Genomic DNA, 24,149 nt, shown 5'->3' with positions numbered 1-24,149 from the left:
CGGCCGCGAGCCACGCGGCGACGGCCACCGGCGGCAGCACGGCCGCGGCCCACGCGGCGACGCCGACCGCGCGGCCGCGCCGCCCGGTGTTCAGCGCGCGTTCGATGCGTGCGGCGAGCCGGCCGAATGCGACGAGCGGATGCCAGCCGGCCGGTTCGCCAAGCACGCGATCGACGATCGCGGCCGCGACCGCGAGCATCGCGACGAGCGGCAGCGACAGCATCAGCATGACGGCGCTCCGCCCTTGAGGTCGAGCGGCAGCCCGGCCACGAGCAGCGTCACGCGGGTCGCGAGCGCGGCGATGCGCTGGTTCAGGCGCCCGAGCTCGTCGACGTAGCGGCGCGTGACCGATCCGAGCGGCACGACGCCGAGCCCGATTTCGTTGCTGACGACGATCACCTTCGCGCGCGCGCGGCGCAGCGCGTGTTCGAGCCGCTCGACCTGCGCCGCGTACTGCGCGTCGTCGAGCGGTTCGCCGTCGAGCGGACACAGCAGGTTCGTGAGCCACAGCGTCAGGCAGTCGACGAGCACGCATGCGCGCGGATCGTCGAGCCGGGCGAGCGTGCCGGCGAGATCGACGGGCGCGTCGGCGAACCCCCAGTCGGCCGGCCGGCGCGCGCGGTGATGCGCGATGCGCCGTTCGAACTCGGCATCGGCGGCGCTCGACGCCGCGGTCGCGATATAGGTGACGGGGCGGCCGCTGTCGGCGGCGAGCCGTTCGGCGTGCGCGCTCTTGCCCGAACGCGCGCCGCCGAGGACGAAGGTGAGGTCGTGCGGAATCATCGCGTGATTGTAACGGCGCGGGCGGCCGCACGCGGGCGATAATGCGGCCTTCGCATCGCCACGACTTTCCATACGATGAACGCACCCGACCCGCAGCCGCGCGGCACGCTGATGATCCAGGGCACGACGTCTGACGCGGGCAAGAGCACGCTCGTCGCGGGCCTGTGCCGCCTCGCGCGCCGCGCGGGCGCGCGCGTCGCGCCGTTCAAGCCGCAGAACATGGCGCTCAACAGCGCGGTGACGGCCGACGGCGGCGAGATCGGCCGCGCGCAGGCGTTGCAGGCGCTCGCCGCGGGCGTCGCGCCGCACACCGATTTCAATCCGGTGCTGCTGAAGCCGACCAGCGATCGCGGTGCGCAGGTGATCATCCACGGCAAGGCGCGCATGAATCTCGACGCGCGCGCGTATCACGACTACAAGCCGGTCGCGTTCGACGCGGTGCTCGAGTCGTACGCGCGGCTGCGCGCCGGCTACGACACGGTGCTCGTCGAAGGCGCGGGCAGCCCGGCCGAGATCAACCTGCGCGAAGGCGACATCGCGAACATGGGCTTCGCCGAGCGCGTCGATTGCCCGGTCGTGCTGGTGGCCGACATCGACCGCGGCGGCGTGTTCGCGCACCTGGTCGGCACGCTCGCGTGCCTGTCGGACAGCGAGCGGGCGCGCGTGCGCGGCTTCGTGATCAACCGTTTCCGCGGCGACCTCAGGCTGCTGGAACCCGGGCTCGACTGGCTGCGCGCGCAGACCGGCAAGCCGGTGTTCGGCGTGCTGCCGTACCTGCACGGGCTGCTGCTCGACGCGGAGGACATGCTGCCGTCGCAGGCGCGCAGCGCCGCCGCGCGCGCCGACGCCGGCGTGCTGCGCGTGGTGGTGCCTGCGCTGCCGCGCATCAGCAACCACACCGATTTCGATCCGCTGCGCGCGCATCCGCAGGTCGAGTTCACGTACTGGAAGAGCGGCCCGGTGCCGGACGCCGACCTGCTGATCCTGCCCGGCTCCAAGAGCGTGCAGCGCGATCTCGCGTGGCTGCGCGATGCGGGCTGGGACACGGTGATCCGCCGGCACCTGCGCTACGGCGGCAAGGTGATCGGCATCTGCGGCGGGATGCAGATGCTCGGCCGCACGCTCGACGATCCGCTCGGCCTCGAAGGCGCGCCCGGCAGCGTGCCAGGGCTCGGGCTGCTCGAGTTCGACACGACGTTGCAGCCCGACAAGACGCTGAAGAACGTGACGGGGCGGCTCGCGCTGCCCGGCGCGGGCGCCGTGCACGGCTACGAGATTCACATGGGCGACACGCGCGGGCCGGCGCTCGCGGCGCCCGCGCTCGAACTGGCCGCCGATGATGCGCGGGGCGGCACGCGCCCGGACGGCGCGATTTCCGCCGACGGGCAAATCCTCGCGACGTACGTGCACGGTCTGTTCGACGCGCCCGACGCGTGCGCGGCGCTGCTCGCATGGGCGGGTCTCGACGGCGCCGCGCGCATCGACTATCCGGCGCTGCGCGAGGCGTCGCTGGAGCGGCTGGCCGATTCGTTCGCCGAGCACCTCGACCTGCGTGCGCTGTACGCCGAATTCCGCTGACCGGCGGCGCGGCCGGCCTGGCATTTTGCGGCGGATCGCGTACAACTCAACTCAGGAGGGCGGAGGTCCGCCCGAAGGAGCGCGACGATGATGGGTCGATGGTGGTTGAGCGTGCTGCTCGCGGCGCTGCTGGGCGTGTCGGCGGCGGCGCATGCGTGCGATTCGTACGCGCCGGGCGGCGGCGCGGCCGGTTCGGGCGAGGCCGGACAAGGCAAGAGCGGCGGCTGAAGAGGCAGTCCGGCCGCCGGATATCCGATCCGAGGGCATGATGATTCATGCCTTTTTTACGACCTAATTCATTCTCGTTGGGAATCAGTTAAAGCTGTTTCGCGCGTTTATTGGCCGATTCGATTCGAATACAGTGCGATCCATTCCCATCCACTTACGAAGGAATTCGCCATGAACCCCAATCGCCTGAACGATCTCGGCGCAACGCTGTTGCGCGTCGCGCTCGGCGTGCTGTACCTCGCGCACGTCGCGCAGAAGGTGTTTGTCTTCACGCTGCCGGGCACCGCGCAGTTCTTCGCATCGATCGGCCTGCCGGGCTGGCTCGCGTACGTGACGACCGTGGTCGAGCTGGCCGGCGGCGTCGCGCTGCTCGCGGGCTTGCGCGTGCGCACCACGGCGCTCGTGCTACTGCCGTTCATGCTCGGCGCCGTGTCCGCGCACCTGCCGAACGGCTGGGGCTTCGCGTCGCCGCACGGCGGCTGGGAATACCCGGCGTTCTGGGCCGTCACGCTGGCCGTGCAGGCGCTGCTCGGCGGCGGCGCATTCTCGCTCGGCGCGCCGCGCGCGGCGACGCGCAGCGCATAAACGGGGCGGGCATCGGCGCAACCCCGTTCCGGTGACACCCCGTTTGCCGATATCATCGCTCCCTGTATCCGCAATCGAGCGGCGCGTGCCAACGACGGCTCGCGCCGCGCGGCTTTTTCGGGGGAATTCATGACGGTCATCGTGGTGGCGAATCCGAAGGGCGGCGTGGGGAAGAGCACGCTGTCCACCAATCTTGCCGGCTATTTCGCGGCGCAGGGCGCGTGGGTCGCGCTCGCCGATCTGGACCGGCAGCAGTCCGCGCATGCGTGGCTCGACCTGCGGCCCGCGGGTCTGCCGGCGATCGAGGCGTGGGATCTCGATCCGGAGGCGCCGTCGAAGCCGCCGCGCGGCCTCGAATATGCGGTGATCGACACGCCGGCCGGCCTGCACGGCAACCGGCTCAGCGTCGCGCTGCAGCTCGCGGACAAGGTGATCGTGCCGCTGCAGCCGTCGATGTTCGATATTCTCGCGACCCAGCAGTTTCTCGAGCGTCTCGCGGCAGAGAAGGCCGTGCGCAAGGGCAGCGTCGAGATCGGGATCGTCGGGATGCGGGTCGATGCGCGCACGCGTTCGTCCGATCAATTGCATCGTTTCGTCGAAGGGCTCGGGCTGCCGGTGCTCGGCTACGTGCGCGACACGCAGAACTACGTGCAGATCGCCGCGCACGGCCTGACACTGTGGGACGTCGCGAAGAGCCGCGTCGACAAGGATCTCGAACAGTGGCGGCCGATCGTCGAATGGGCGGAGCGCCGCGCGCCGAAGGCGGAAAAGGGCGCGAAGGCGTCCTGACGCGCTCGCGTGCAGGCCGCGCCGCGGACAGCGAACGCGCGACGGATTCCGTCAATGGACGAAGGGCCTGGTCCGGCACCGCGCCGGATCAGGCCCTTCGTACGTAAGCGGCGTGTGCTGCGTTGGCTGCCGGCGCGCGCGCTGTGCAGCGCGGCAGCACGCGGCGGGTCACGGCACGCCGGCAGCCCCGTTGATCAGCTCCAGCTCTGCGTCGGCACGTGGTCGCGGTGGCCCTTGATCTTGTTGCCTTCGTCGATGAACACGAGCTTCGGCTTCCAGCCGGCCTGCAATTCGGCTTCGTCGACCATCGCGAACGCCGCGATGATCACGAGGTCGCCGAGCTGCGCGCGGCGCGCGGCCGAGCCGTTCAGCGAGATCATCCCGCTGCCGCGTTCGCCCTTGATCGCGTACGTCGAGAAGCGCTCGCCGTTGTTGATGTTCCAGATGTCGATCCGTTCGTTTTCGATCAGGCCGGCCGCTTCGAGCAGGTCTTCGTCGATCGCGCACGAGCCTTCGTAGTGGAGCTCGCAGTGCGTGACGGCCGCGCGGTGGATCTTCGATTTGAGCATGTGGCGCTGCATGGTATCTCCGTGATACGTGAGAGGCGAGGGCGGGCGGCCCGTCAGATTTCCAGGTTGTCGATCAGGCGCGTTGCCCCGAGCTTCGCGGCCGCGAGCACGACGAGCGGCTCGCCGGCCTCGAGTTCGGCGGCGCTCGGCGCGATCAGGTTCGCGCGGCGGCGGATCGCGATGTAGTCGGGCGCCCAGCCGCGCTCGGTCAGATGCGTGCGCGCGTGCTGCTCGAGCTTGTCGAGGTCGCGCTCGCCGCCGCGCACGCTGTCGCGCACGCGCTGCAGCGTTTTCGCGAGTTCGGGCGCCTCCTTGCGCTCGTCGGCCGTCAGATAGCGGTTGCGCGACGACAGCGCGAGGCCGTCCTCGTCGCGCACGGTCTCTGCCGCGACGATGTCGACGGGCAGCGCGAGCTGCTGGCACATCCGGCGCACGATCATCAGCTGCTGGTAGTCCTTCTTGCCGAACACGGCGACGCGCGGCTGCACGCACGACATCAGCTTCGTGACGACCGTGCACACGCCGGCGAAGAAGCCCGGGCGAAACTCGCCCTCGAGGATCCCGCCGAGGTCGTCGGGCGGCAGCACGCGGTACTCCTGCGGCTCCGGATACATGTCGCGCTCGGTCGGCGCGAACAGCACGTACACGTTTTCCTTCTGCAGCTTCTCGATGTCGTCCTGGAGCGTGCGCGGATATTTGTCGAAATCCTCGTTCGGGCCGAACTGCAGCCGGTTGACGAAGATGCTCGCCACGACCGGGTCGCCGTGCTGGCGCGCGAGGCGCATCAGCGACAGGTGACCTTCGTGCAGGTTGCCCATCGTCGGCACGAACGCCGTGCGGTTCTGGCCGCGCAGCTGGTCGCGCAGTTCCTGGATCGAGCTGATGACTTTCATGATCGGGTAGCGGGTTCCTCGCGCAGGCGCGCGTTGGCGCCGCAACAGCGGCGTCGGGGTCGAAGCAGAGAACGCCGGCGCGCGGGCGGCGCATCGGGCGTCGGCGGATTGTAGAGGATTTGGCCGCCGCACGCATCGAAAAAGGAACGGTCGTTCACTTTTTAACCGGATGTGCCACGGGTGCCCGCATGGCGGCCCGGCGGCGAATGGCGCATTGCAATGTGTTCGGGGAGGCCGCGACGGCGGCGCGCGTTACGCGGGCAGGTACGCGAGGCGCACGTAGATCGGCGCGAACGGCTCGGCCTGCGTGATCTCGACGAGCGATTCGCGCGCGAGCTCCAGCATCGCGATGAAGTTCACGACGACGACCGGCACGCCGCGCGACGTGTCGAACAGATCGGCGAACTCCATGAAGCGCGCGTTCTGCAGCCGGCGCAGGATCAGGCTCATGTGCTCGCGCACCGACAGCTCCTCGCGGGAGATCTTGTGGTGCTGGACGAGCTTCGCGCGCTTGAGCACGTCGGCCCACGCGGCACGCAGGTCGTCCGAGTTCACGTCCGGAAAGCGCGGCGTGATGCTCTGCTCGATGTAGACCTCGGCGCGCAGGAAGTCGCGGCCGAGCTGCGGCAACTGGTCGAGGCGCTGCGCGGCAAGCTTCATCTGCTCGTATTCGAGCAGGCGGCGCACGAGTTCCGCGCGCGGATCCTCCGCTTCCTCGCCGGTATCGGCCTTCTTGACCGGCAGCAGCATCCGCGACTTGATCTCGATCAGCATCGCTGCCATCAGCAGGTATTCGGCGGCCAGCTCGAGGTTCGACGTGCGGATCTGGTCGACATAGCCGAGATATTGCGCGGTCACCTGCGCCATCGGGATGTCGAGCACGTTGAAGTTCTGCTTGCGGATCAGGTACAGCAGCAGGTCGAGCGGACCCTCGAACGTCTCGAGGAACACCTCGAGCGCATCCGGCGGGATGTAGAGATCCTGCGGGAGCTTGAAGAGCGGCTCGCCGTACAGGCGAGCGAAGGCCGCGACACCGTCGACCGTGTCGGGCGTCGAATCGGCGCCCGCGGGCGCGGCGATCGCGTCGTCCTGCCGGGCGGCGCTGGCCTCGTCGGCGGCGCTCACGTCGTCAGAAGTTCTGGTAGTAGACGTAAGGCGTCTGCTTCACGCGCGATTCCTGCTGCTCGGCGCGCTCGTCGAGGTCGATCGGCTGCTTGTCCCACAGCAGGGAACGGCCTTTGCGCTGCTCTTCCTCGAGCGTCGGCTTCTGTTGCTTGAGCTGGTTCAGGAACTGCGTGACGTCGGACTGGTACGGCATGGCTTGGCTTTCCGTTTCGGGCGGCGCACGATGCGCCGGGTTCGCGATGGCGGGATTTTACCGCATCGCGGGGAACAGCCGGCGTCAATCGCGCGTCGAATCCGCTGGCCCGCGCGCACCGCGCGGCGGCGCCGGCCGGCACGCGCGTCGTTGCGTGCAAGCGTCAAAGCGGTGCCGGAGCGGGCATGGCCCCGGCCCTGTGGTCAAATACAGGGTTTTCCACGAAATCACGACAACCGAGGGCGAGGTCCTATTTGGCGGGTCAGGCGAACCAGCAAGCATATACGGCGCACGACGCGGCTCCGCGCGCGGCCTGCAATCCCGGCCTGCGCGCGCGGTGCGGCGCCGCGGCCCGGGCGGCGCTCGTCGGCTGTGCCGCCGCGTTCGTCGCGCTGCCCGCGTACGCGAAATACGACGTCGACATCGAAGCGCCGCGCTCGATCCGCAAGCTGCTCAAGGCCCATCTCGACATCGCGCGCTTCGCGAAGCGCGACGACATCAGCGACGATCAATTCGACTTCCTCGTCACCGCCACGCCGCAGCAGGTGCGTGACCTGACCGCGACCGCCGGCTATTTCTCACCGATCGTGCGCACCGACGTGCGCACGCGCGACGGCAAGCGCGACGTGCGCGTCGCGGTCGATCCGGGCCCGCAGACCGTCGTGTCGACGGTCGATCTGACGTTCAAGGGGCCGGTCGGCGCCGAGGATCCGAAGCAGGAGGCGGCGACGCGCTTCGCGTTCTCGCTGAAGCCGGGCGACGCGTTCACGCAGTCCGACTGGGACGGCGCGAAGGGCGCGGCGCTCAGGCAGCTGCAGTCGCGCCGTTATCTCGGCGCGAAGATCACGTCGTCGGAGGCGCGCATCGATCCGCGCACGCAGCGCGCGACGCTGGCCGTCACGTTCGACAGCGGACCGACGTTCACGATCGGCAAGGTTGACGTCGACGGCGTGCGCCGCTACCCGGAGAGGATCGTCACGAACGTCAATCCGCTGTCGGAAGGCGAGATCTACGATGCACGGCGGATCACCGAGCTGCAGCGGCAACTGCAGAACACGCCGTATTACGCGAGCGTCGCGATCGACGTCGCCGACGATACGTCGAAGCCCGAGCGCACCCCCGTGCACGTGAAGGTCAGCGAGTTTCCGTACAACAGCATTCGCGGCGGCGTCGGCTACGCGACCGACACCGGCCCGCACGTGCAGGGCTCGTACACGTATCTCGATACGTTCGGCGCCGCGTGGCCGCTCACCGTGTCGGGCCGGCTCGATCAGATCCAGCAGTACGGCCAGGTGCAGCTGTCGATGCCGCCCGGCGAGAAAGGGTGGACCAACAGCGTGCTCGCGTCGTACACGAACACCAACGTGTCGGACACGCGGATCTACAGCGCGCGGGTCGGCGCGCAGCGCACGCGCACCGGTCAGTTCATCGACTACGCGTACTCGCTGATGTACTACCAGGACCGGCTCGACCAGAACAGCGCGGGCCCGACCACGAGCCGCGCGCTGGTGCCGCAGTGGGCGTGGACGCGCCGCAACGTCGACGATCCGCTGTTCCCGCGCTCGGGCAACCTGATCCACGCGGAAGCCGGTTTCGCGATCAAGGGCGTGCTGACCGACCAGACCTTCATCCGCGGTTACGCGCGCGGGCAGCAGTACGTGCCGATCGGCCGCCGCGACCTGTTCGTGTTCCGTGCGGAACTCGGCGGCGTGTTCACGAGCGGCAGCTCCAACGGTGTACCGGCGTCGCTGCTGTTCCGCGCCGGCGGCTCGAACTCGGTGCGCGGCTACGGCTATCAGAGCATCGGCAACAACGTCGGCGGCTCCGTGCTGCCGACCAAGTATCTGATGACGGGCACCGCCGAATATCAGCACTGGTTCAACCACGACTGGGGCGCCGCGACGTTCTTCGACATCGGCACCGCGACCGACGCGTGGGGCGAGCGCGTGTTCTATCCGGGCGTCGGCATCGGCGCGCGCTGGCGCAGCCCCGTCGGCCCGATCAACGTCGACGTCGCGTACGGGCTGCGCAATCACAGCGTGCGCCCGTACCTGACGCTCGGCATCGCTTTTTGACCTTGTTGCCCGATCCACGACGAACCGCATGACGAAGGACCCGAACGACACGCCGCCGCCCGATCCGGATTCGCCCGAGCGCGCGCCCGATGCGCCGCCGCGCACGCCGCGCCGCGGCCGGCCGGGCCGGATCGTCGCGTGGACGCTCGCGACGATCGTGCTGCTCGCCGTGCTTGCGGTGGGACTCGTGCTGGCCGCTGCGACCACCGAGCGCGGCACGCGGCTCGCATGGCAGACGGCCGTGCGCGTGCTGGGCGGACGGCTCGCGGGCACGCTGGAAGGCGGCGCGCTCGCGACCGGCGTGCGGCTGCGCGGCTTCGCATGGACGAGCCCCGGCGGCGCCGGCACCGAAGTGCGGATCGACCGGCTCGACGGCCGCTGGGCGCTGACGCGCGCGCCGTGGCGGCTGTCGGTCGCGTATCTGCGCGCGGGCACCATCGACGTGCGGATCGTTCCGGGTCCGTCGACCCCGGCCACGACGCCGCAGGATCTGAGCCTGCCGCTGCAGGTGCGGATCGACGACCTGCGCGTCGATCACCTGGCGATTCACGAAGGGGCGTCGACGACGCAACTCGACCATCTCGCGCTGAACGGCCGCAGCGACGGCCGTCACCATGAACTCGCGCTCGACGGTGTCGACACGCCGTACGGCGCGCTGACCGCGCGCGCGAAGCTCGACGGCGTGAAGCCGTTCGCGCTGACGGGCAACGCCACGTACGTGGGCAAGCTCGCCGACGAGCCGGTCAACGCGAGCGCGAACGTGTCGGGTTCGCTCGAAGCGCTCGTCGCGGACGTCTCCGCGAGCGGGATGAAGCTGAACGGGCGCGCGCACGTCGAGGCCGCGCCGTTCGGCGCGGTGCCGCTCACGCGCGCGTCGCTCGCGTTCGATCACGTGAATCCGCAGGCGATCTCGCCCGGCGCGCCCGCCGCCGATCTCGCGGTGCGCGCGGACCTCGCGCCCGTGCCGGCGCCGGCCGGCGCCGCGCCCGCACAGGGCTTCGCGGTCACAGGCCCGGTATCGATCGTCAACGCGAAGCCCGGCACGCTCGGCGAGCATCTGCTGCCGGTCGTCGATGCACACGCGACCGTGAACCTCGACGCGCACGCGCAGCGGATCGACGGCCTCGCGCTGAAGCTGATCCGCGACGGCAGCGTGACCGGTGGCGGCACGCTGACGGGCGGCAAGGGCCGCTTCGACCTGAAGGTCGCGAATCTCGATCTCAATGCGTTCGTCGCCGAGCTGCGGCCGATGCGCCTCGGCGGCCCGCTCGGCGTGGCGCTCGCCGGCGGCGCGACGACCGTCGACTTCAACCTGAACGATCCGAAGCTGGCGCTCGGCGCGCGCGCGAAAGTCGCGCTCACGCAGCAGCAGACGGTGCTGACCGATGCGCGCGTGACGGCCGGCAAGGGCCGCATCGACCTGACCGGCGTGTTCCGTCATGACGCGCATTCGAGCTACGACGCGAAGGCGACGCTGACCGCGTTCGATCCGCTGCTGCTCGCCGCGATGAGCGCGGCGGGCGGAAAGCCGGCTGCGAAAGGGGGCGCCAGGCCGGGGAAGACTGCGGCCAACGCGCCCGCCAAACGCGGCGAGACGCGCGTGTCGGGCACGCTGACGGCATCCGGCGCGTTCGCGCCGCAGGTGTCGACGAAGGCGACCTTCAAGCTCGGCGACAGCCTGTACGACGGCGTGCCGCTGACCGGCGCCGGCGTCGTGCAATTCGCCGGCACGCGGATCCTGCCGAGCAACGCGACCCTGTCGATCGCGGACAACCACGTCGACCTGCGCGGCAGCTTCGGCGCGCCGGGCGACCGGCTGCGCTTCGTCGTCGACGCGCCGGAGCTCGACCGGCTCGGCTTCGGCATGCAGGGGCTCGTGAAGGCGCAGGGCGACCTGACCGGCAGCTTCGCGCACCCGAACGCGACGGCCACCTACAACGCGCAGCACGTCGTGATCGGCTCGAACCGGATCGGCGCCGCGCAGGGCCGCGCGGACATCCGCGACGGCGCGCACGGCGCGCTCGTGTTCACCGCCGACGCGACCGACATCGCGCTCGGCTCGCTGCAGCTGAAATCGCTGCGCGCGAACCTCGACGGCACGCGCGCGAAGCACACGCTCGACGCCTCGGCGCTTGGCGCGGCCGGCGGCCGCGTGATCGACCTGACGCTTGCGGCGAGCGGCGGTGTCGTCGAGAACCGCGACGGGATGCGCTGGGACGGCACCGTCACGCGCCTTGCGAACCGCGGCACGCCGTCGGTCGCGCTGCAGTCGCCGCTCGCCATGTCGGCCGGCGCCGGGCGCGTGACGCTCGGCGCGACGCGGCTCACGCTCGAGGGCGCGGCGATCGACCTGAAGTCGTTCGTGTTCGATCACGGACAGATGCGCTCGGCGGGCACCGTGCGCGACGCATCGGTCGCACGCTTTCTGCAGGTCCGCCAGGAGCTGACGGGCCAGCGGCCGCCCGTGCGCACCGACGTCGTACTCGATGCCGACTGGGACTTCGCGCTCGGCGCGAATGCGACCGGCTACGTGCAGGTGAAGCGGCGCGGCGGCGACGTGACGATCGAGACCGGCCGCGGCATCGCATCGCTCGGGCTGACCGACCTGTCCGCGCGCGCGAGCTTCGCGCCTGGCAACCGGCTGAACGTGGTCGCGCTCGCGAGGGCGAACCGGATCGGCTCGGTCGACGCGAACGTGACCGTGCCGTTCGCGCTGCGCGACGGCGTGTTCGGCGTCGTCGACGACGGTCCGCTCGCCGGCCGCATCGACGCCGACATCCCGTCGCTGAAGGCGACCGGCAACCTGTTCGGGCCGAGCTACCTGCTCGGCGGACACGCGGCGCTGCACCTGACGGTCGCCGGTACGCCGGTGAAGCCGAAGGTGTCGGGGATGCTGACGGGCGACGACCTGTCGGCGACGCTGGTCGACCAGGGCGTGCAGTTGAAGGACGGCATCGTGCGCGTGAAGCTCGCGGAGAACCTCGTCGAATTCCAGCAGGTCGAGTTCCACGGCGGCGACGGCACGCTGCGCGCGATCGGCCGCGTGCGGCTCGACGGCGAGGCGCCGGACCTGACCGCGAGCATCGTCGCGGACAAGCTCGAGCTGTTCGCGGCGCCGGACCGCAAGCTGTCGCTATCGGGCAAGGCGACCGTCGCGAACGACGGGCCGCGCGGCGCGCTGTCGATCGACGGCAAATTCGTCGTCGATCGCGCGCTGTTCGACCTGCCGGAGCAGTCGGCGCCGCATCTGTCCGACGACGTCGTGATCGTGCGCCCGGACGGCACGGTGCGCGGCGACGTGCAGACGGGCACCGCGGCCGCGAAGCCGCAGAAGGTCGACGACAAGCCGGCGCCGTCGCTCGCGCCGCGCGCGAACATCGACATCGGGCTCGGCAACGACTTCCGCTTCAAGGGTCACGGCGCGGATCTGGGGCTGCGCGGCACGATCACCGTGATGAGCGCGCCGGGCGTTCCGTTGCGCGCGATCGGCAACGTGCGCGTGACCGAAGGATCGACGTATACGTCGTTCGGCCGCAAGCTCGCGGTCGAGAACGGCTTCTTCACGTTCAACGGCCCGGTATCGAACCCGGGGATCAACATCCTCGCGATGCGGCGCAACCAGGAGGTCGAGGCCGGTGTGCAGGTCACGGGCACGATCCAGTCGCCGACGGTCAAGCTCGTGTCCGAGCCGAACGTCACCGACAACGAGAAGCTGTCGTGGCTGCTGTTCGGCCACGGCACCGACCAGGGCAACAACGTCGGCCAGCAGAACGCGATGACGGCCGCGCTCGCGCTGCTCGGCAGCGCGACCGGCAAGCGCGTCGCGCAGAGCATCGGTCTAGACGAATTCTCGATCGGCCGCAGCGACGTCGGCCTGACCGATCCGCAGGTCGTGCAGATCTCGAAGGCGATCAACGAGCGGTTCGTGCTTGGTTACGAGCAGGGGCTGCAGTCGGCGAGCAACGCGTTCAAGGCGACGATCAACCTGACGCGGTTCTGGTCGGTGTCCGCGTATGGCGGCACGTTCCAGGGCGTCGACCTGAACTACACGCGGCGTTTCGATCGGTGGTTCAGTCAGCGGTGAGGGCAGGGTAGGCATGACAGCGCGCCGGGGAGGACCCTTGGCGTTCTGCACGAGATGGGCACCGGGCCTCAAGAGCCCGGCTCAACATTTCTGCTCGTCGCCAAGGCCGTAGTTGCAAGCAAAGGGATCGTGCCACTTATTTTTTTTATATAGCAAATTCACTGCTCCCCCTCTGGACCAAAATAATGTGGAAGTTCCTCCCGAATATAGTTGGAACTTGCCTGAGCTGTTGTCGCTGAATGTAATTGTCCCGGTTGCATGGCAGGGGGAGTAGCGTTCTGTCGTAACTATATAACTTTCGACAGGATATGCGTTTTCGAAATAATGCCTCACCTGGTTGGTCGTTGGTTTGAATTTCTTGCAACCTTCCGTCAAACTGGAGTCCTGGGCGTCAAGATTTAATCCCACTTCATTGATCGTCACATTTTTTACGGTTCTTGCTTGGGTTGTTGTTTGTAATGTTATAAAAACAAGTATGAGAAAGAGTCTGGCTTGCCTGGAATTTACCATTTCGCGGTGGCTGCTTCTGTCGGTGTTTTATAGGATAGCTGGGGGTGGCGATAAATTTCCTGGGATGAAATATAAAGGGTCTCGGTTAACTCTTTGATCAGCCATTGCAGGGATGAATTTTGTTTTTCCGTGACGTCTTCGTACACCTTCACCTTCCGCTCGGTGCCGGGTACGTCTTTGTCGTGTGACATTCCAACTAATTCAATGCCAATCGAATCGTTGTTCGATGGGTAACGGTTCGGCCATGTTTTTTTGTGCTCGTGAATTGATAGCTTTGTATATTTGTGTTCCATTCCGGATGCTATCCTCAATTCTGCAGCAGGGCATTCGTGTGTAATGATGCAACGAGATTTGAGTTTTCCAACGTGATTGGTTCTTTTGAGTAGTGAGGCCGTTTGATAGATTGTTCCGTCTTTGTCGATTAGGAAATGCGCGCCGTTGGCGCCCTTTTGCCTGTAGCTATTGAAGGTGCTCTCGGCTGTGGGACTGTCTGTTTGATGAACGACGATTCCATTAACCTTGGTCATCGGACTCCGCTCAATTTCTGAGAATATCTTGACCTGGATGTGGTCCGCATCGACGTGGCCTTGTTTTGAAATGAACAGCATGATATGTCCCGTTTTTAGATGGTCTTGTTGGCTTTGATGTCGTAGCCAATGGCCACTGTTCCGGCGCTGCCGCCCTGGGCGGTCTGAATCACGTATTCTTGCTTCACACGCGAGAAAGACAATCGAACTTCTTCGCGTGGGACCCGCATGTTGGGGTTGCTAACCGGCTTCACTTCGGTAATGAGCACATCCTCCATCGTGATTTTCAGGTATTCGAGTGGTTTGCCGCCAGCTTTACGCATCACCAGCACGGCACAGTCGAGAGGTCTGCCTGTCAAGCAATACTGAATCAGATTCGGTGTTGCGCGATCGATATAATGCTCGAATGTTAGATCGTCAACGGAACATTTGCCGGCGCCGCCACCGCTTCCCAAGTGCATATTGGATTGCTGGCTTACCGACCAAGTCCACGTTAGTACCTCGATTTCATTGGGATGACTGCGATCGGTCGATTCGCCCTCGATACCTGCGAGTTTCAAGAAAATGTCCTGCGCCATCTCACTTCTCCTGTCGGATTATCGAGAAATCGAAGGCACTTCTCTGCCGCTCAAAGTGCTTCATATGAAAAGTTACTCATCCTGCAGCATTGAATCCATAGGACATGTATCGTTTTGACGAATTTTTGCGTTGGCGTCGCGGTAATCTCGCAGGCCGTTGCAAAAGGGGAGAAGCGTGCGGTCGATGTCATTGGCGCTCGCGGGCCAGCATCGGCAACGGCGTGGCGCGGGCATAAAAAAACCCCGCACGCTACCTGCGTGCGGGGTTGTTGCGTGAGCAGCGCGCCGCTTACTTCACGCGCATGCCCGGCTTCGCGCCGCTGTGCGGCTCGAGGATGTACAGGCCCGGCTCGGCTTTCTCGTCAGCCGCCGACGCGGCAAGCACCATCCCTTCGGACAGGCCGAACTTCATCTTGCGCGGCGCGAGGTTCGCGACCATCACCGTCAGCTTGCCGACGAGTTGCTCGGGCTGGTACGCGGACTTGATGCCCGAGAACACGTTGCGGGTCTTTTCCTCGCCGATGTCGAGCGTGAGCTGCAGCAGCTTGTCCGAGCCTTCGACGGCCTGGCACGCGACGATCTTCGCGATGCGCAGGTCGACCTTCGCGAAATCGTCGATCGAGATCGGGCCGTCGTCCGCCCCGTTCGCGGCGGCGGGCTTCGCGTTCGCCTTCGCGCTCTTCGCATCCTTCGCGGCGTTGGCAGCGGCCGCTCCGGCGGCCGCGGCGCTGGCCGCATCGGCCTGCAGCGAATCGCGGTTCGCGGCGAGCAGCGCGTCGATCTGTTTCGCGTCGACACGCGTCATCAGGTGCTGGTACGCACTGATCGGCTGCGCCGACGACAGCGGCTTCGCCGCATCGGCCCACACCAGTGGCGCGATGCCGAAGAACGCTTCGACCGCTTCGGCCACGCGCGGCATCACCGGCTTCAGCGCGAGCGACAGCAGGCGGAATGCCTCGAGGCTCACGCTGCAGGTTTCGTGCAGCGCAACCGCATTGGCCGGGTCCTTCGCGAGTTCCCACGGCTTAGCGCTGTCGACGTACGCGTTCACTTCGTCCGCGAGCTCCATCGTCTGGCGCAGCGCGCGGCTGTATTCGCGCGCTTCGTAGTGCGCGGCGATCGCCGGAATCGCGTCGCGCAGCTTCGCGACGAGCGGATGGTTCATCGCGCTGTCCTGCACGCGGCCGTCGAAACGCTTGATCAGGAAGCCGGCCGCACGGCTCGCGATGTTCACGTACTTGCCGACGAGGTCGCTGTTCACGCGCGCCTGGAAGTCGTCGAGGTTCAGGTCGATGTCTTCCATCGTCGCGTTCAGCTTCGCGGCGAAGTAGTAGCGCAGCCATTCGGGGTTCAGGCCCGTGTCGATGTAGCTCTGCGCGGTGATGAACGTGCCGCGCGACTTCGACATCTTCGCGCCGTCGACCGTCAGGAAGCCGTGCGCGAACACGTTGGTCGGCGTGCGATGGCCCGAGAACTCGAGCATCGCCGGCCAGAACAGCGTGTGGAAATACAGGATGTCCTTGCCGATGAAGTGGTACTGCTCGGCGGTCGAGCCGGAGCGGATCCACGCGTCGAAGTCGATGCCCTTGCGGTCGCACAGGTTCTTGAAGCTCGCGTAGTAGCCGACCGGCGCGTCGAGCCACACGTAGAAGTACTTGCCGGGCGCGCCGGGGATCTCGAAGCCGAAGTACGGCGCGTCGCGCGAGATGTCCCAGTCGGCGAGCTTCGCCTCACCGGCGTCGCCCAGCCATTCGCGCATCTTGTTGGTGGCTTCCGGCTGCGCGAGGCCGCTGACCCATTCGCGCAGGAACGACTCGCAGCGCGGGTCGGACAGGCGGAAGAAGTAGTGCGTCGACGTCTTGCGCACCGGCGTCGCGCCGGACACGACCGAGTACGGATTCAGCAGTTCGGTCGGCAAGTAGGTCGAGCCGCACACTTCGCAGCTGTCGCCGTACTGGTCCTTCGCGTGGCACTTCGGGCACTCGCCCTTGATGAAGCGGTCCGGCAGGAACATTTCCTTGACGGGATCGTACGCCTGCTCGATCTCGCGCTCGGCGATCAGGCCGTTTTCCTTCAGCGCGAGGTAGATCTTCTCGCTGAGCACGCGGTTCTCGTCCGAATCGGTCGAGTAGAAGTTGTCGAACGACACGCCGAAGCTGTCGAAGTCGCGCTTGTGCTCGGTCCACACGCGATCGATCAGCTGCTTCGGCGTGAGGCCTTCCTTCTCCGCGCGCAGCATGACCGGCGTGCCGTGCGTGTCGTCGGCACCGATGTAGTAGACCTCATGGCCGTGCATTCGCAGCGTCCGCACCCAGATGTCGGTCTGGATGTATTCGACCAGATGGCCGATGTGGATCTGCCCGTTGGCATAGGGCAGTGCGGACGTAACGAGGATCTGGCGGCTGCCTTGCGGCGCCGCGGCCTGCACGGAAGTGAGGTCGGATGCGGACATAGGGTGTGTAGAAGAACGGCGGGAAAACGACGGAAACTGCGATTCTAGCAGGGGCGCGGGCAGGTCAGCCGGGGCGGGTGCCGCAGGCCGGGCGCAGCGAGCGCCGCGAGCGCGGCGGCGGCGTGCGGCACCGCGAAATGTTGCGGCGCAGCAGGGAAATTACGGGCAAAAAAAACCGGGGCGGATACGGCCCCGGAGCAACAACGACAAGAGGAGAATGGTGACGCGCCGGCAGCGCCAGCCGCGTACCGTAAAGAGAGACCGCGGGTCGCGACAGAAGTTCGAAATTTTTTTCGATTTGTTACGAACCCCGCGGAAAGCCTTGTGGAGCGGGGCTGCACGCAGTGCGCACGGCCCCGTTTACCGTCGTTGCGCTGCTTATTGCTGCGCTGCGCGCAGGTAGATTTCGACGCGGCGGTTTTGTGCGCGGCCGGCTTCGGTCGCGTTGTCCGCGATCGGGTTCGACGGGCCCATCCCCTGTGCCGACAGGCGGCCGCCGGCGACGCCACGCTGCACGAGCGCGTTCACGACGCTCTGCGCGCGGTTCTGCGACAGCGTCTGGTTCAGTTGCTGCGAACCCGTGCTGTCCGTGTAGCCGATGATCGACGCCGTCACCTGCGGGTTCTGGTTCAGCGTCGTCGCCAGATCGTTCAGCAGCGGCGTGAAGGCCGGCGTGATCGCGTACTGGTTGGTCGCGAACGTGACCGAGCTCGGCACGTTCAGCTTCAGCGAGCCGTCCGGCTGCTCGGTCACTTGCGTGCCCGTCTTCGCTGCCGACGGCGCCAGCTTGTTCTTGATCGCCTGCCAGTTGTAACCCGTCACGCCGCCGACCAGCGCGCCGACGCCCGCGCCGATCGCCGCGCCCTTGCCGCCACCGGCCAGTGCGCCGATGCCCGCGCCCAGCGCCGCACCCGTGCCGGTGCCGACGGCCGTGTTGTTGCCTTGCTGGGTGGCGCAGCCTGCCAGCAGTGCGCCGGCGAGTGCGAAAACGGACAGGCGGGTCGCGATTTTCATGTTCATCTTGGATTCCTCTCTTGGTTGAACGAGTCGACAACGACGACAAACAACAGTGACGGCTCCCAGCACGAACTGCCCGAAAAAAGGAGGGCAGGCCCGCGCTCGCGGCAGCCGCCGAGGCGGCCGCATGCCCTGTTCGCCAGCGTGGCTGTTCGGACAGGGTGACGCGTCAGCCTCTACAATATAGGCGGTTGGCGGCCGATTTGGCCCCATAGCATGCCGCACGCGAAGCTTGCTCCGCCGCGCGCGTTCGCGCAATGGCGTGCAACAGATTCTTTCACTTTTCCCGCTTTTCGCAGCGTTATTTGATATTTCTTGACGTTTGCGCGAGAGAAAAACGTTTTCACGGAGTTTCGATGAGCATTGACCGGGCACAAGTCGACGCCGCGCTGGCGGCCGTCGTCGATCCCAATACCGGCCGTCCGTATGCGGCGAACAAAGGCGTGCGCAACGTCGCGATCGACGGCGACGCCGTGGCGGTCGACGTGGTGCTCGGTTATCCGGCGCGCAGCCAGCACGACGACGTGCGCGCACGCGTCGCCGCTGCGCTGACGGCTGTACCGGGCGTGCGCGATGCGCGCGTCGCCGTGTCGCAGGAGATCGTCGCGCACACGGTCCAGCGCGGCGTGAAGCTGCTGCCGAACGTGAAGAACATCGTCGCGGTCGCGTCGGGCAAGGGCGGCGTCGGCAAGAGCACGACGGCCGTGAACCTCGCGCTCGCGCTTGCCGCGGAAGGCGCGTCGGTCGGCATTCTCGACGCCGACATTTACGGCCCGTCGCTGCCGACGATGCTCGGCATCCACGGCCAGCGCCCCGAGTCGCCGGACAACCAGTCGATGAACCCGCTGGTCGGCCACGGGCTGCAGGCGAACTCGATCGGTTTCCTGATCGAGGAAGACAATCCGATGGTGTGGCGCGGCCCGATGGCGACGTCCGCGCTCGAGCAGCTGCTGCGCCAGACGAACTGGCGCGAGCTCGACTACCTGATCGTCGACATGCCGCCGGGCACGGGCGACATCCAGCTCACGCTCGCGCAGCGCGTGCCGGTGACGGGCGCCGTGATCGTCACGACGCCGCAGGACATCGCGCTGCTCGACGCGAAGAAGGGCCTGAAGATGTTCGAGAAGGTCGGGATTCCGATCCTCGGGATCGTCGAGAACATGAGCATCCACGTGTGCTCGAACTGCGGGCACGAAGAGCACATCTTCGGCGCGGGCGGCGCCGAGCGGATGGCGCAGGACTACGGCGTGACCGTGCTCGGTAGCCTGCCGCTCGACATCGCGATCCGCGAGCGCGCCGACAGCGGCTCGCCGACGGTCGCGGCCGAGCCGGACGGCGCGCTGGCGCGGCGCTATCGCGACATCGCGCGCGGGGTCGCGCTGGCGATCGCCGAGCGCGCGCGCGACATGACGTCGAAGTTCCCGTCGATCGTTGTTCAAAATACGTAAAACCCTTGCGGGGCGGGGCCTCACGCTGTTTACGGCGCCGCGAGGCGCGGTATCATGGCGACTTTTCCCGGGTCCCTTTACCCGCCCGGCATGGCCGCCGTGTCGAACGGCCGCCAGCCGGCATGAGGATCGAATGAACCAACGACATCACGGCGTGCGCGCCGGCCGCGTGCAGCGCGCGCTGCTGGCCGCCGCCGCGCTGGGCCTCCTGGCCGGCTGTACCTCTTTCTCCTCGTCGCACGAAAAGCGCGCCGACGCGCAACTGCAGCCGACCGTCGGCTCGCAGACGCGCGGCGCGGTGACGTTCGTCGAACGCCCGGACGGCGTCCAGGTCACGTACAACCTGGTCGGTCTGCCGCCGAACAGCGATCACGCGCTGCAGGTGCACGAACGCGGCGACTGCAACGCGGGCGACGGCTCGAGCGCCGGCCCGGTGTTCGCACCGGCCGCCGACCGGCTGCGCGCCGGGGCGCGTGTCGCCGGCGATCTCGGCAACATCCATGCGGATGCCAACGGTGTCGCGGCCGGTTTCGTCGTCGCGCCCGATCTGGCCCTCGACGGCGTGCGCTCCGCGCTGAACCGCGCGGCGCTGGTGCACCGCGAGTCGAGCGATCCGGCGTTTCCGCAGCATGGCGCGGGGCCCGCGCTCGCCTGCGGCGTGATCCGTTGACGGCCGCCGCGTGCGCGAGCCGACGATCGCGTAAAATGTGCGCCTTTCCCGGCCGCCGTCCCGAACCGGCGGCCTCCACTTACCGTCACGCAGCGTTTCCAGGCGCCCTGAAATGAAACGACCCCAACGCTCACTTCGTTCGCTGTCCGCGGCGGGCACGGCCTGCCGCCCGCGGCCGGCTTTGCAAAGCCGGCCGGCCATGCAGGCGCGGAGCGATGCTCCGCGAATTCCCTGCTGCGCCGTTGGGACGGCCCTGCGGAGGCCGGCATGAGCATCAAGTCCGACAAGTGGATTCGGCGCATGGCCGAAGAACACAAGATGATTGAGCCATTCGTGCCCGATCAGGTTCGCGCATCCGAGGACGGTCGCAGGATCGTCAGCTACGGCACGTCGAGCTACGGCTACGACATCCGCTGCGCGGACGAATTCAAGATCTTCACCAACATCAACTCGACGATCGTCGATCCGAAGAACTTCGACGAAGGTTCGTTTGTCGATTTCAAGGGCGACGTGTGCATCATCCCGCCGAACTCGTTCGCGCTGGCCCGCACCGTCGAATATTTCCGCATTCCGCGCACCGTGCTCACCGTCTGCCTCGGCAAGTCGACCTACGCGCGCTGCGGGATCATCGTCAACGTGACGCCGTTCGAACCCGAATGGGAAGGCTACGTCACGCTGGAATTCTCGAATACCACGCCGCTGCCCGCGAAGATCTACGCGAACGAAGGCGTCGCGCAGGTGCTGTTCTTCGAAAGCGACGAAGTGTGCGACGTGTCGTACGCCGATCGCGGCGGCAAGTATCAGGGGCAGCGCGGTGTCACGCTGCCGAAAACCTGATCTGGTTGCATAACGTCTCACCAGTTTTCGGGTGACCGCTGCGCGTGACGCGCCGCGGTCGTTCTTTTTGGAGAATCGCCCATGAAGTTTCGTTTCCCCGTCGTGATCATCGACGAAGATTTCCGCTCCGAGAACATCTCGGGCTCCGGCATCCGGGCGCTGGCCGAAGCGATCGAGAAGGAGGGCGCCGAAGTCCTCGGCCTCACGAGCTACGGCGATCTGACGTCGTTCGCGCAGCAATCGAGCCGCGCGTCATGCTTCATCCTGTCGATCGACGACGACGAACTCATGCTCGGCGAAACCGGCCCGGACGGCGAGCTGCCCGAACTCGCGACCGCGATCATCGAGCTGCGCGCGTTCGTCACCGAAGTGCGCCGCCGCAACGCGGACATCCCGATCTTCCTGTACGGCGAGACGCGCACGTCGCGCCACCTGCCGAACGACATCCTGCGCGAACTGCACGGGTTCATCCACATGTTCGAGGACACGCCGGAATTCGTCGCGCGCCACATCATCCGCGAGGCGAAGGTCTATCTCGACTCGCTCGCGCCGCCGTTCTTCAAGGAACTGGTGAAGTACGCGGACGAAGGCTCGTATTCGTGGCACTGCCCCGGCCACTCGGGCGGCGTCGCGTTCCTGAAGAACCCGCTCGGCCAGATGTTCCACCAGTTCTTCGGCGAGAACATGCTGCGCGCGGACGTCTGCAACGCCGTCGACGAACTCGGCCAGCTGCTCGATCACACGGGCCCGGTCGCGGCGTCCGAGCGCAACGCCGCGCGCATCTTCAGTGCCGATCACCTGTTCTTCGTGACCAACGGCACGTCGACGTCGAACAAGATCGTGTGGCACGCGACGGTCGCCCCCGGCGACATCGTGCTGGTCGACCGCAACTGCCACAAGTCGATCCTGCACGCGATCACGATGACGGGCGCGATTCCGGTGTTCCTCACGCCGACGCGCAACCACTTCGGCATCATCGGGCCGATCCCGCGCGACGAATTCAAGCCGGAGAACATCCGCAAGAAGATCGAGGCGAACCCGTTCGCGCGCGAAGCGCTGCGCCAGAACCCGGACCTGAAGCCGCGCATCCTGACGATCACGCAGAGCACGTACGACGGCGTCATCTACAACGTCGAGATGATCAAGGATCTGCTCGGCGACCTGCTCGACACGCTGCACTTCGACGAAGCGTGGCTGCCGCACGCGGCATTCCACCCGTTCTACCGCGACATGCACGCGATCGGCGACGGCCGTCCGCGCACGGGCGCGCTCGTGTTCGCGACGCACTCGACGCACAAGCTGCTCGCGGGCATCTCGCAGGCGTCGCAGATCGTCGTGCAGGATTCGGAGAATCGCACGTTCGACAAGCACCGCTTCAACGAGGCGTACCTGATGCACACGTCGACGAGCCCGCAGTACGCGATCATCGCGTCGTGCGACGTCGCGGCCGCGATGATGGAGCCGCCGGGCGGCACCGCGCTCGTCGAGGAATCGATCGCAGAGGCGATCGACTTCCGCCGCGCGATGCGCAAGGTCGACGCCGAATACGGCGACGACTGGTTCTTCAGCGTGTGGGGCCCGGACGACCTGTCGGAAGAGGGCATCGGCTCGCGCGACGACTGGATGCTGAAGCCGAACGACCACTGGCACGGCTTCGGCCCGCTCGCGGAAGGCTTCAACATGCTCGACCCGATCAAGGCGACGATCATCACGCCGGGGCTCGACGTCGATGGCGAGTTCGGCGACACGGGCATTCCGGCCGCGATCGTCACGAAGTACCTGGCCGAGCACGGGATCATCGTCGAGAAGACCGGGCTGTACTCGTTCTTCATCATGTTCACGATCGGCATCACGAAGGGCCGCTGGAACTCGATGGTGACCGAGCTGCAGCAGTTCAAGGACGACTACGACAACAACCAGCCGCTGTGGCGCGTGCTGCCGGAATTCGTCGCGCAGCACCCGCGCTACGAGCGCGTCGGCCTGCGCGACCTGTGCACGCAGATTCACGACGTGTACCGTGCGAACGACATCGCGCGCCTGACGACGGAGATGTACCTGTCGGACATGGAGCCGGCGATGAAGCCGTCGGACGCGTTCGCGAAGCTCGCGCACCGCAAGATCGACCGCGTGCCGCTCGACGAGCTCGAAGGCCGCGTGACGAGCATCCTGCTCACGCCGTATCCGCCGGGTATTCCGCTGCTGATCCCGGGCGAGCGCTTCAACAAGACGATCGTGAACTACCTGCGGTTCGCGCGCGACTTCAACGAGCGTTTCCCGGGCTTCCATACGGACATCCACGGTCTCGTCGCGGAAGAAGTGAACGGTCGCGTCGAGTACTTCGTCGACTGCGTGCGCGACTGATGGCGGCGCAGCGACGAATCCGGACGATGCGCGCGGCGCTGGCCGCGCTCGTCGTCTGGACGGCAGGATTGACGGGGCTCGCGGGCGTGGCCCATGCGGAAGTCGCCGCGGCCGACCCGATCGACGTCGCGATGCGGCAGTGTCTCGCGCGGCGCGACCGGTCGTCCACGGCCGGCCAGATCCAGTGCATGGGCGAAGCGCAGCAGCAGTGGCAGGCGGTGATGGATCGCGCGTACCAGCGCCTGTCGAACGATGCGCCGGCCGACGCGAAGCGCGGCTGGCAGGACAGCCAGCGCCACTGGGTCACGTGGCGCAAGGACGAAGTGCTGCTGCTGAAGGCCGTATACGACACGACGCGCGGCACGTCGTACGCGATGTCGAGCGCCGACATGCAGCTGCAGCCGGTGCGCGATCGCGCGCTCGCGCTGCGCGCGGCGGCCGACCGCTATGCGCCGCCGCCGGCCGCGGTGCCGGTCGCGACGAGCGGCGCGCAGGGCGCGACCACCGCGGCGCCGGGCGGCAAACCGGCGAACGTCGCACCGCGCGATCCGGCGATCCGCCGCGTGCGGCCGTGCGTGCAGGACGCCGCATGCGAACACGCGCTGTTCGACCTGAACCGCTATTACCAGAAGCTGCGCCGCAAGATGCCTGCGCATTCGGCCGCGACGCTCGTGCGGGCGCAGCGCGCGTGGGTCGCGTTCCGCGATGCGACGGCGCCGCTCGTCGGCGAGGAGGGCCGCGTCGACCTGATCGGCGCGCGCATCGCGACGATGAAGCGGCTGTCGGAGACGGCCGGCAACCAGTAGCACCCGCCGCGAGCCGTCGATTCGGCGCGGCAACGCAAAAC

General features: G+C 67.2%; 21 protein-coding genes. 11 read left to right on the top strand and 10 right to left on the bottom strand.

The window, feature by feature from the left end:
- Positions 1-229 (bottom strand): cobalamin biosynthesis protein (locus BSE24067_RS24785; protein WP_174904891.1); only part of this gene is annotated, 229 nt, incomplete at its 3' end.
- Complete coding sequence (cobU, locus tag BSE24067_RS24780) at positions 223-783, bottom strand: bifunctional adenosylcobinamide kinase/adenosylcobinamide-phosphate guanylyltransferase (protein WP_151067215.1); 561 nt, start codon at positions 781-783, stop codon at positions 223-225. The genes cobU and BSE24067_RS24785, both read right to left, overlap by 7 nt.
- Before the next feature lie 75 nt (positions 784-858).
- Between cobU and BSE24067_RS24775 the strand changes: the two genes are divergently transcribed.
- The 4 genes from BSE24067_RS24775 to BSE24067_RS24760 all read left to right on the top strand — a co-directional run bounded on the left by BSE24067_RS24775 (position 859) and on the right by BSE24067_RS24760 (position 3,963).
- Positions 859-2,361 carry a cobyric acid synthase gene (locus BSE24067_RS24775; RefSeq protein ID WP_151067214.1) on the top strand — a complete coding sequence of 501 codons (1,503 nt, stop codon included), beginning with the start codon at positions 859-861 and terminating at the stop codon, positions 2,359-2,361.
- A gap of 87 nt (positions 2,362-2,448) precedes the next feature.
- Complete coding sequence (locus tag BSE24067_RS24770) at positions 2,449-2,589, top strand: hypothetical protein (protein ID WP_170297539.1); 141 nt, start codon at positions 2,449-2,451, stop codon at positions 2,587-2,589.
- A 171-nt stretch (positions 2,590-2,760) separates the two neighbouring features.
- Positions 2,761-3,174 (top strand): DoxX family protein, encoded by a 414-nt coding sequence (locus BSE24067_RS24765; RefSeq protein WP_151067213.1) that lies wholly within the window; start codon positions 2,761-2,763, stop codon positions 3,172-3,174.
- Positions 3,175-3,303: 129 nt separating this feature from the next.
- Positions 3,304-3,963, top strand: coding sequence for a ParA family protein (locus tag BSE24067_RS24760; protein WP_151067212.1), 660 nt, complete (start codon positions 3,304-3,306; stop codon positions 3,961-3,963).
- Between the two features lie 194 nt (positions 3,964-4,157).
- Here the strand turns inward: BSE24067_RS24760 and panD are convergent, their stop codons facing one another.
- The 4 genes from panD to BSE24067_RS24740 form a co-directional block, all read right to left on the bottom strand.
- The gene (gene panD / locus BSE24067_RS24755) at positions 4,158-4,544 is read right to left on the bottom strand and encodes an aspartate 1-decarboxylase (RefSeq protein ID WP_040141426.1); all 387 of its coding nucleotides are present in this window, start codon (positions 4,542-4,544) and stop codon (positions 4,158-4,160) included.
- Positions 4,545-4,585: 41 nt separating this feature from the next.
- Positions 4,586-5,425 (bottom strand): pantoate--beta-alanine ligase, encoded by an 840-nt coding sequence (gene panC, locus BSE24067_RS24750; protein ID WP_151067211.1) that lies wholly within the window; start codon positions 5,423-5,425, stop codon positions 4,586-4,588.
- Between the two features lie 252 nt (positions 5,426-5,677).
- A complete protein-coding gene (locus BSE24067_RS24745) occupies positions 5,678-6,550 on the bottom strand; it encodes a segregation and condensation protein A (protein ID WP_059450996.1) in 873 nt (290 codons plus the stop codon).
- A gap of 4 nt (positions 6,551-6,554) precedes the next feature.
- A complete protein-coding gene (locus BSE24067_RS24740; protein WP_009692996.1) occupies positions 6,555-6,743 on the bottom strand; it encodes a DUF3460 family protein in 189 nt (62 codons plus the stop codon).
- Between the two features lie 254 nt (positions 6,744-6,997).
- Between BSE24067_RS24740 and BSE24067_RS24735 the strand changes: the two genes are divergently transcribed.
- Both BSE24067_RS24735 and BSE24067_RS24730 read left to right on the top strand, forming a co-directional pair.
- Positions 6,998-8,818 carry an autotransporter assembly complex protein TamA gene (locus tag BSE24067_RS24735; protein WP_151067210.1) on the top strand — a complete coding sequence of 607 codons (1,821 nt, stop codon included), beginning with the start codon at positions 6,998-7,000 and terminating at the stop codon, positions 8,816-8,818.
- Between the two features lie 28 nt (positions 8,819-8,846).
- On the top strand, positions 8,847-12,902 hold the full coding sequence (locus BSE24067_RS24730; RefSeq protein WP_151067209.1) for a translocation/assembly module TamB domain-containing protein: 4,056 nt from the start codon (positions 8,847-8,849) through the stop codon (positions 12,900-12,902).
- A 503-nt stretch (positions 12,903-13,405) separates the two neighbouring features.
- Here the strand turns inward: BSE24067_RS24730 and BSE24067_RS24725 are convergent.
- The 4 genes from BSE24067_RS24725 to BSE24067_RS24710 form a co-directional block, all read right to left on the bottom strand.
- Positions 13,406-14,020: a peptidoglycan recognition protein family protein gene (locus tag BSE24067_RS24725; RefSeq protein WP_151067208.1), complete on the bottom strand. Its 615-nt coding sequence runs from the start codon at positions 14,018-14,020 to the stop codon at positions 13,406-13,408.
- Between the two features lie 14 nt (positions 14,021-14,034).
- Complete coding sequence (locus tag BSE24067_RS24720) at positions 14,035-14,517, bottom strand: Hcp family type VI secretion system effector (protein WP_151067207.1); 483 nt, start codon at positions 14,515-14,517, stop codon at positions 14,035-14,037.
- A gap of 289 nt (positions 14,518-14,806) precedes the next feature.
- Positions 14,807-16,969 (bottom strand): methionine--tRNA ligase, encoded by a 2,163-nt coding sequence (gene metG / locus BSE24067_RS24715; protein ID WP_151067206.1) that lies wholly within the window; start codon positions 16,967-16,969, stop codon positions 14,807-14,809.
- A gap of 378 nt (positions 16,970-17,347) precedes the next feature.
- Entirely contained in the window at positions 17,348-17,989 is a 642-nt protein-coding gene (locus BSE24067_RS24710; protein WP_040141411.1) for a YiaD family glycine zipper/OmpA-like lipoprotein, read from the bottom strand.
- A 353-nt stretch (positions 17,990-18,342) separates the two neighbouring features.
- Between BSE24067_RS24710 and apbC the strand changes: the two genes are divergently transcribed.
- The 5 genes from apbC (at position 18,343) to BSE24067_RS24685 (ending at position 24,108) form a co-directional block, all read left to right on the top strand.
- Complete coding sequence (gene apbC / locus BSE24067_RS24705) at positions 18,343-19,434, top strand: iron-sulfur cluster carrier protein ApbC (protein ID WP_151067205.1); 1,092 nt, start codon at positions 18,343-18,345, stop codon at positions 19,432-19,434.
- Between the two features lie 133 nt (positions 19,435-19,567).
- Entirely contained in the window at positions 19,568-20,104 is a 537-nt protein-coding gene (gene sodC / locus BSE24067_RS24700; RefSeq protein WP_151067204.1) for a superoxide dismutase [Cu-Zn], read from the top strand.
- A 267-nt stretch (positions 20,105-20,371) separates the two neighbouring features.
- On the top strand, positions 20,372-20,941 hold the full coding sequence (gene dcd / locus BSE24067_RS24695) for a dCTP deaminase (RefSeq protein WP_006398615.1): 570 nt from the start codon (positions 20,372-20,374) through the stop codon (positions 20,939-20,941).
- Between the two features lie 81 nt (positions 20,942-21,022).
- Positions 21,023-23,302: an arginine/lysine/ornithine decarboxylase gene (locus BSE24067_RS24690; protein WP_151067203.1), complete on the top strand. Its 2,280-nt coding sequence runs from the start codon at positions 21,023-21,025 to the stop codon at positions 23,300-23,302.
- Positions 23,302-24,108, top strand: a complete 807-nt coding sequence (locus BSE24067_RS24685; RefSeq protein WP_174904889.1) for a lysozyme inhibitor LprI family protein — start codon at positions 23,302-23,304, stop codon at positions 24,106-24,108. The genes BSE24067_RS24690 and BSE24067_RS24685 overlap by 1 nt, the downstream gene beginning before the upstream one ends.
- Positions 24,109-24,149 lie beyond the last annotated feature (41 nt).

The organism is Burkholderia latens, assembly GCF_902499045.1.
In the GTDB taxonomy this organism is placed as follows: domain Bacteria; phylum Pseudomonadota; class Gammaproteobacteria; order Burkholderiales; family Burkholderiaceae; genus Burkholderia; species Burkholderia latens.
The sequence above is the reverse complement of the archived record's forward strand: the minus strand, read 5'-3'. Positions and strand labels throughout refer to the sequence as shown.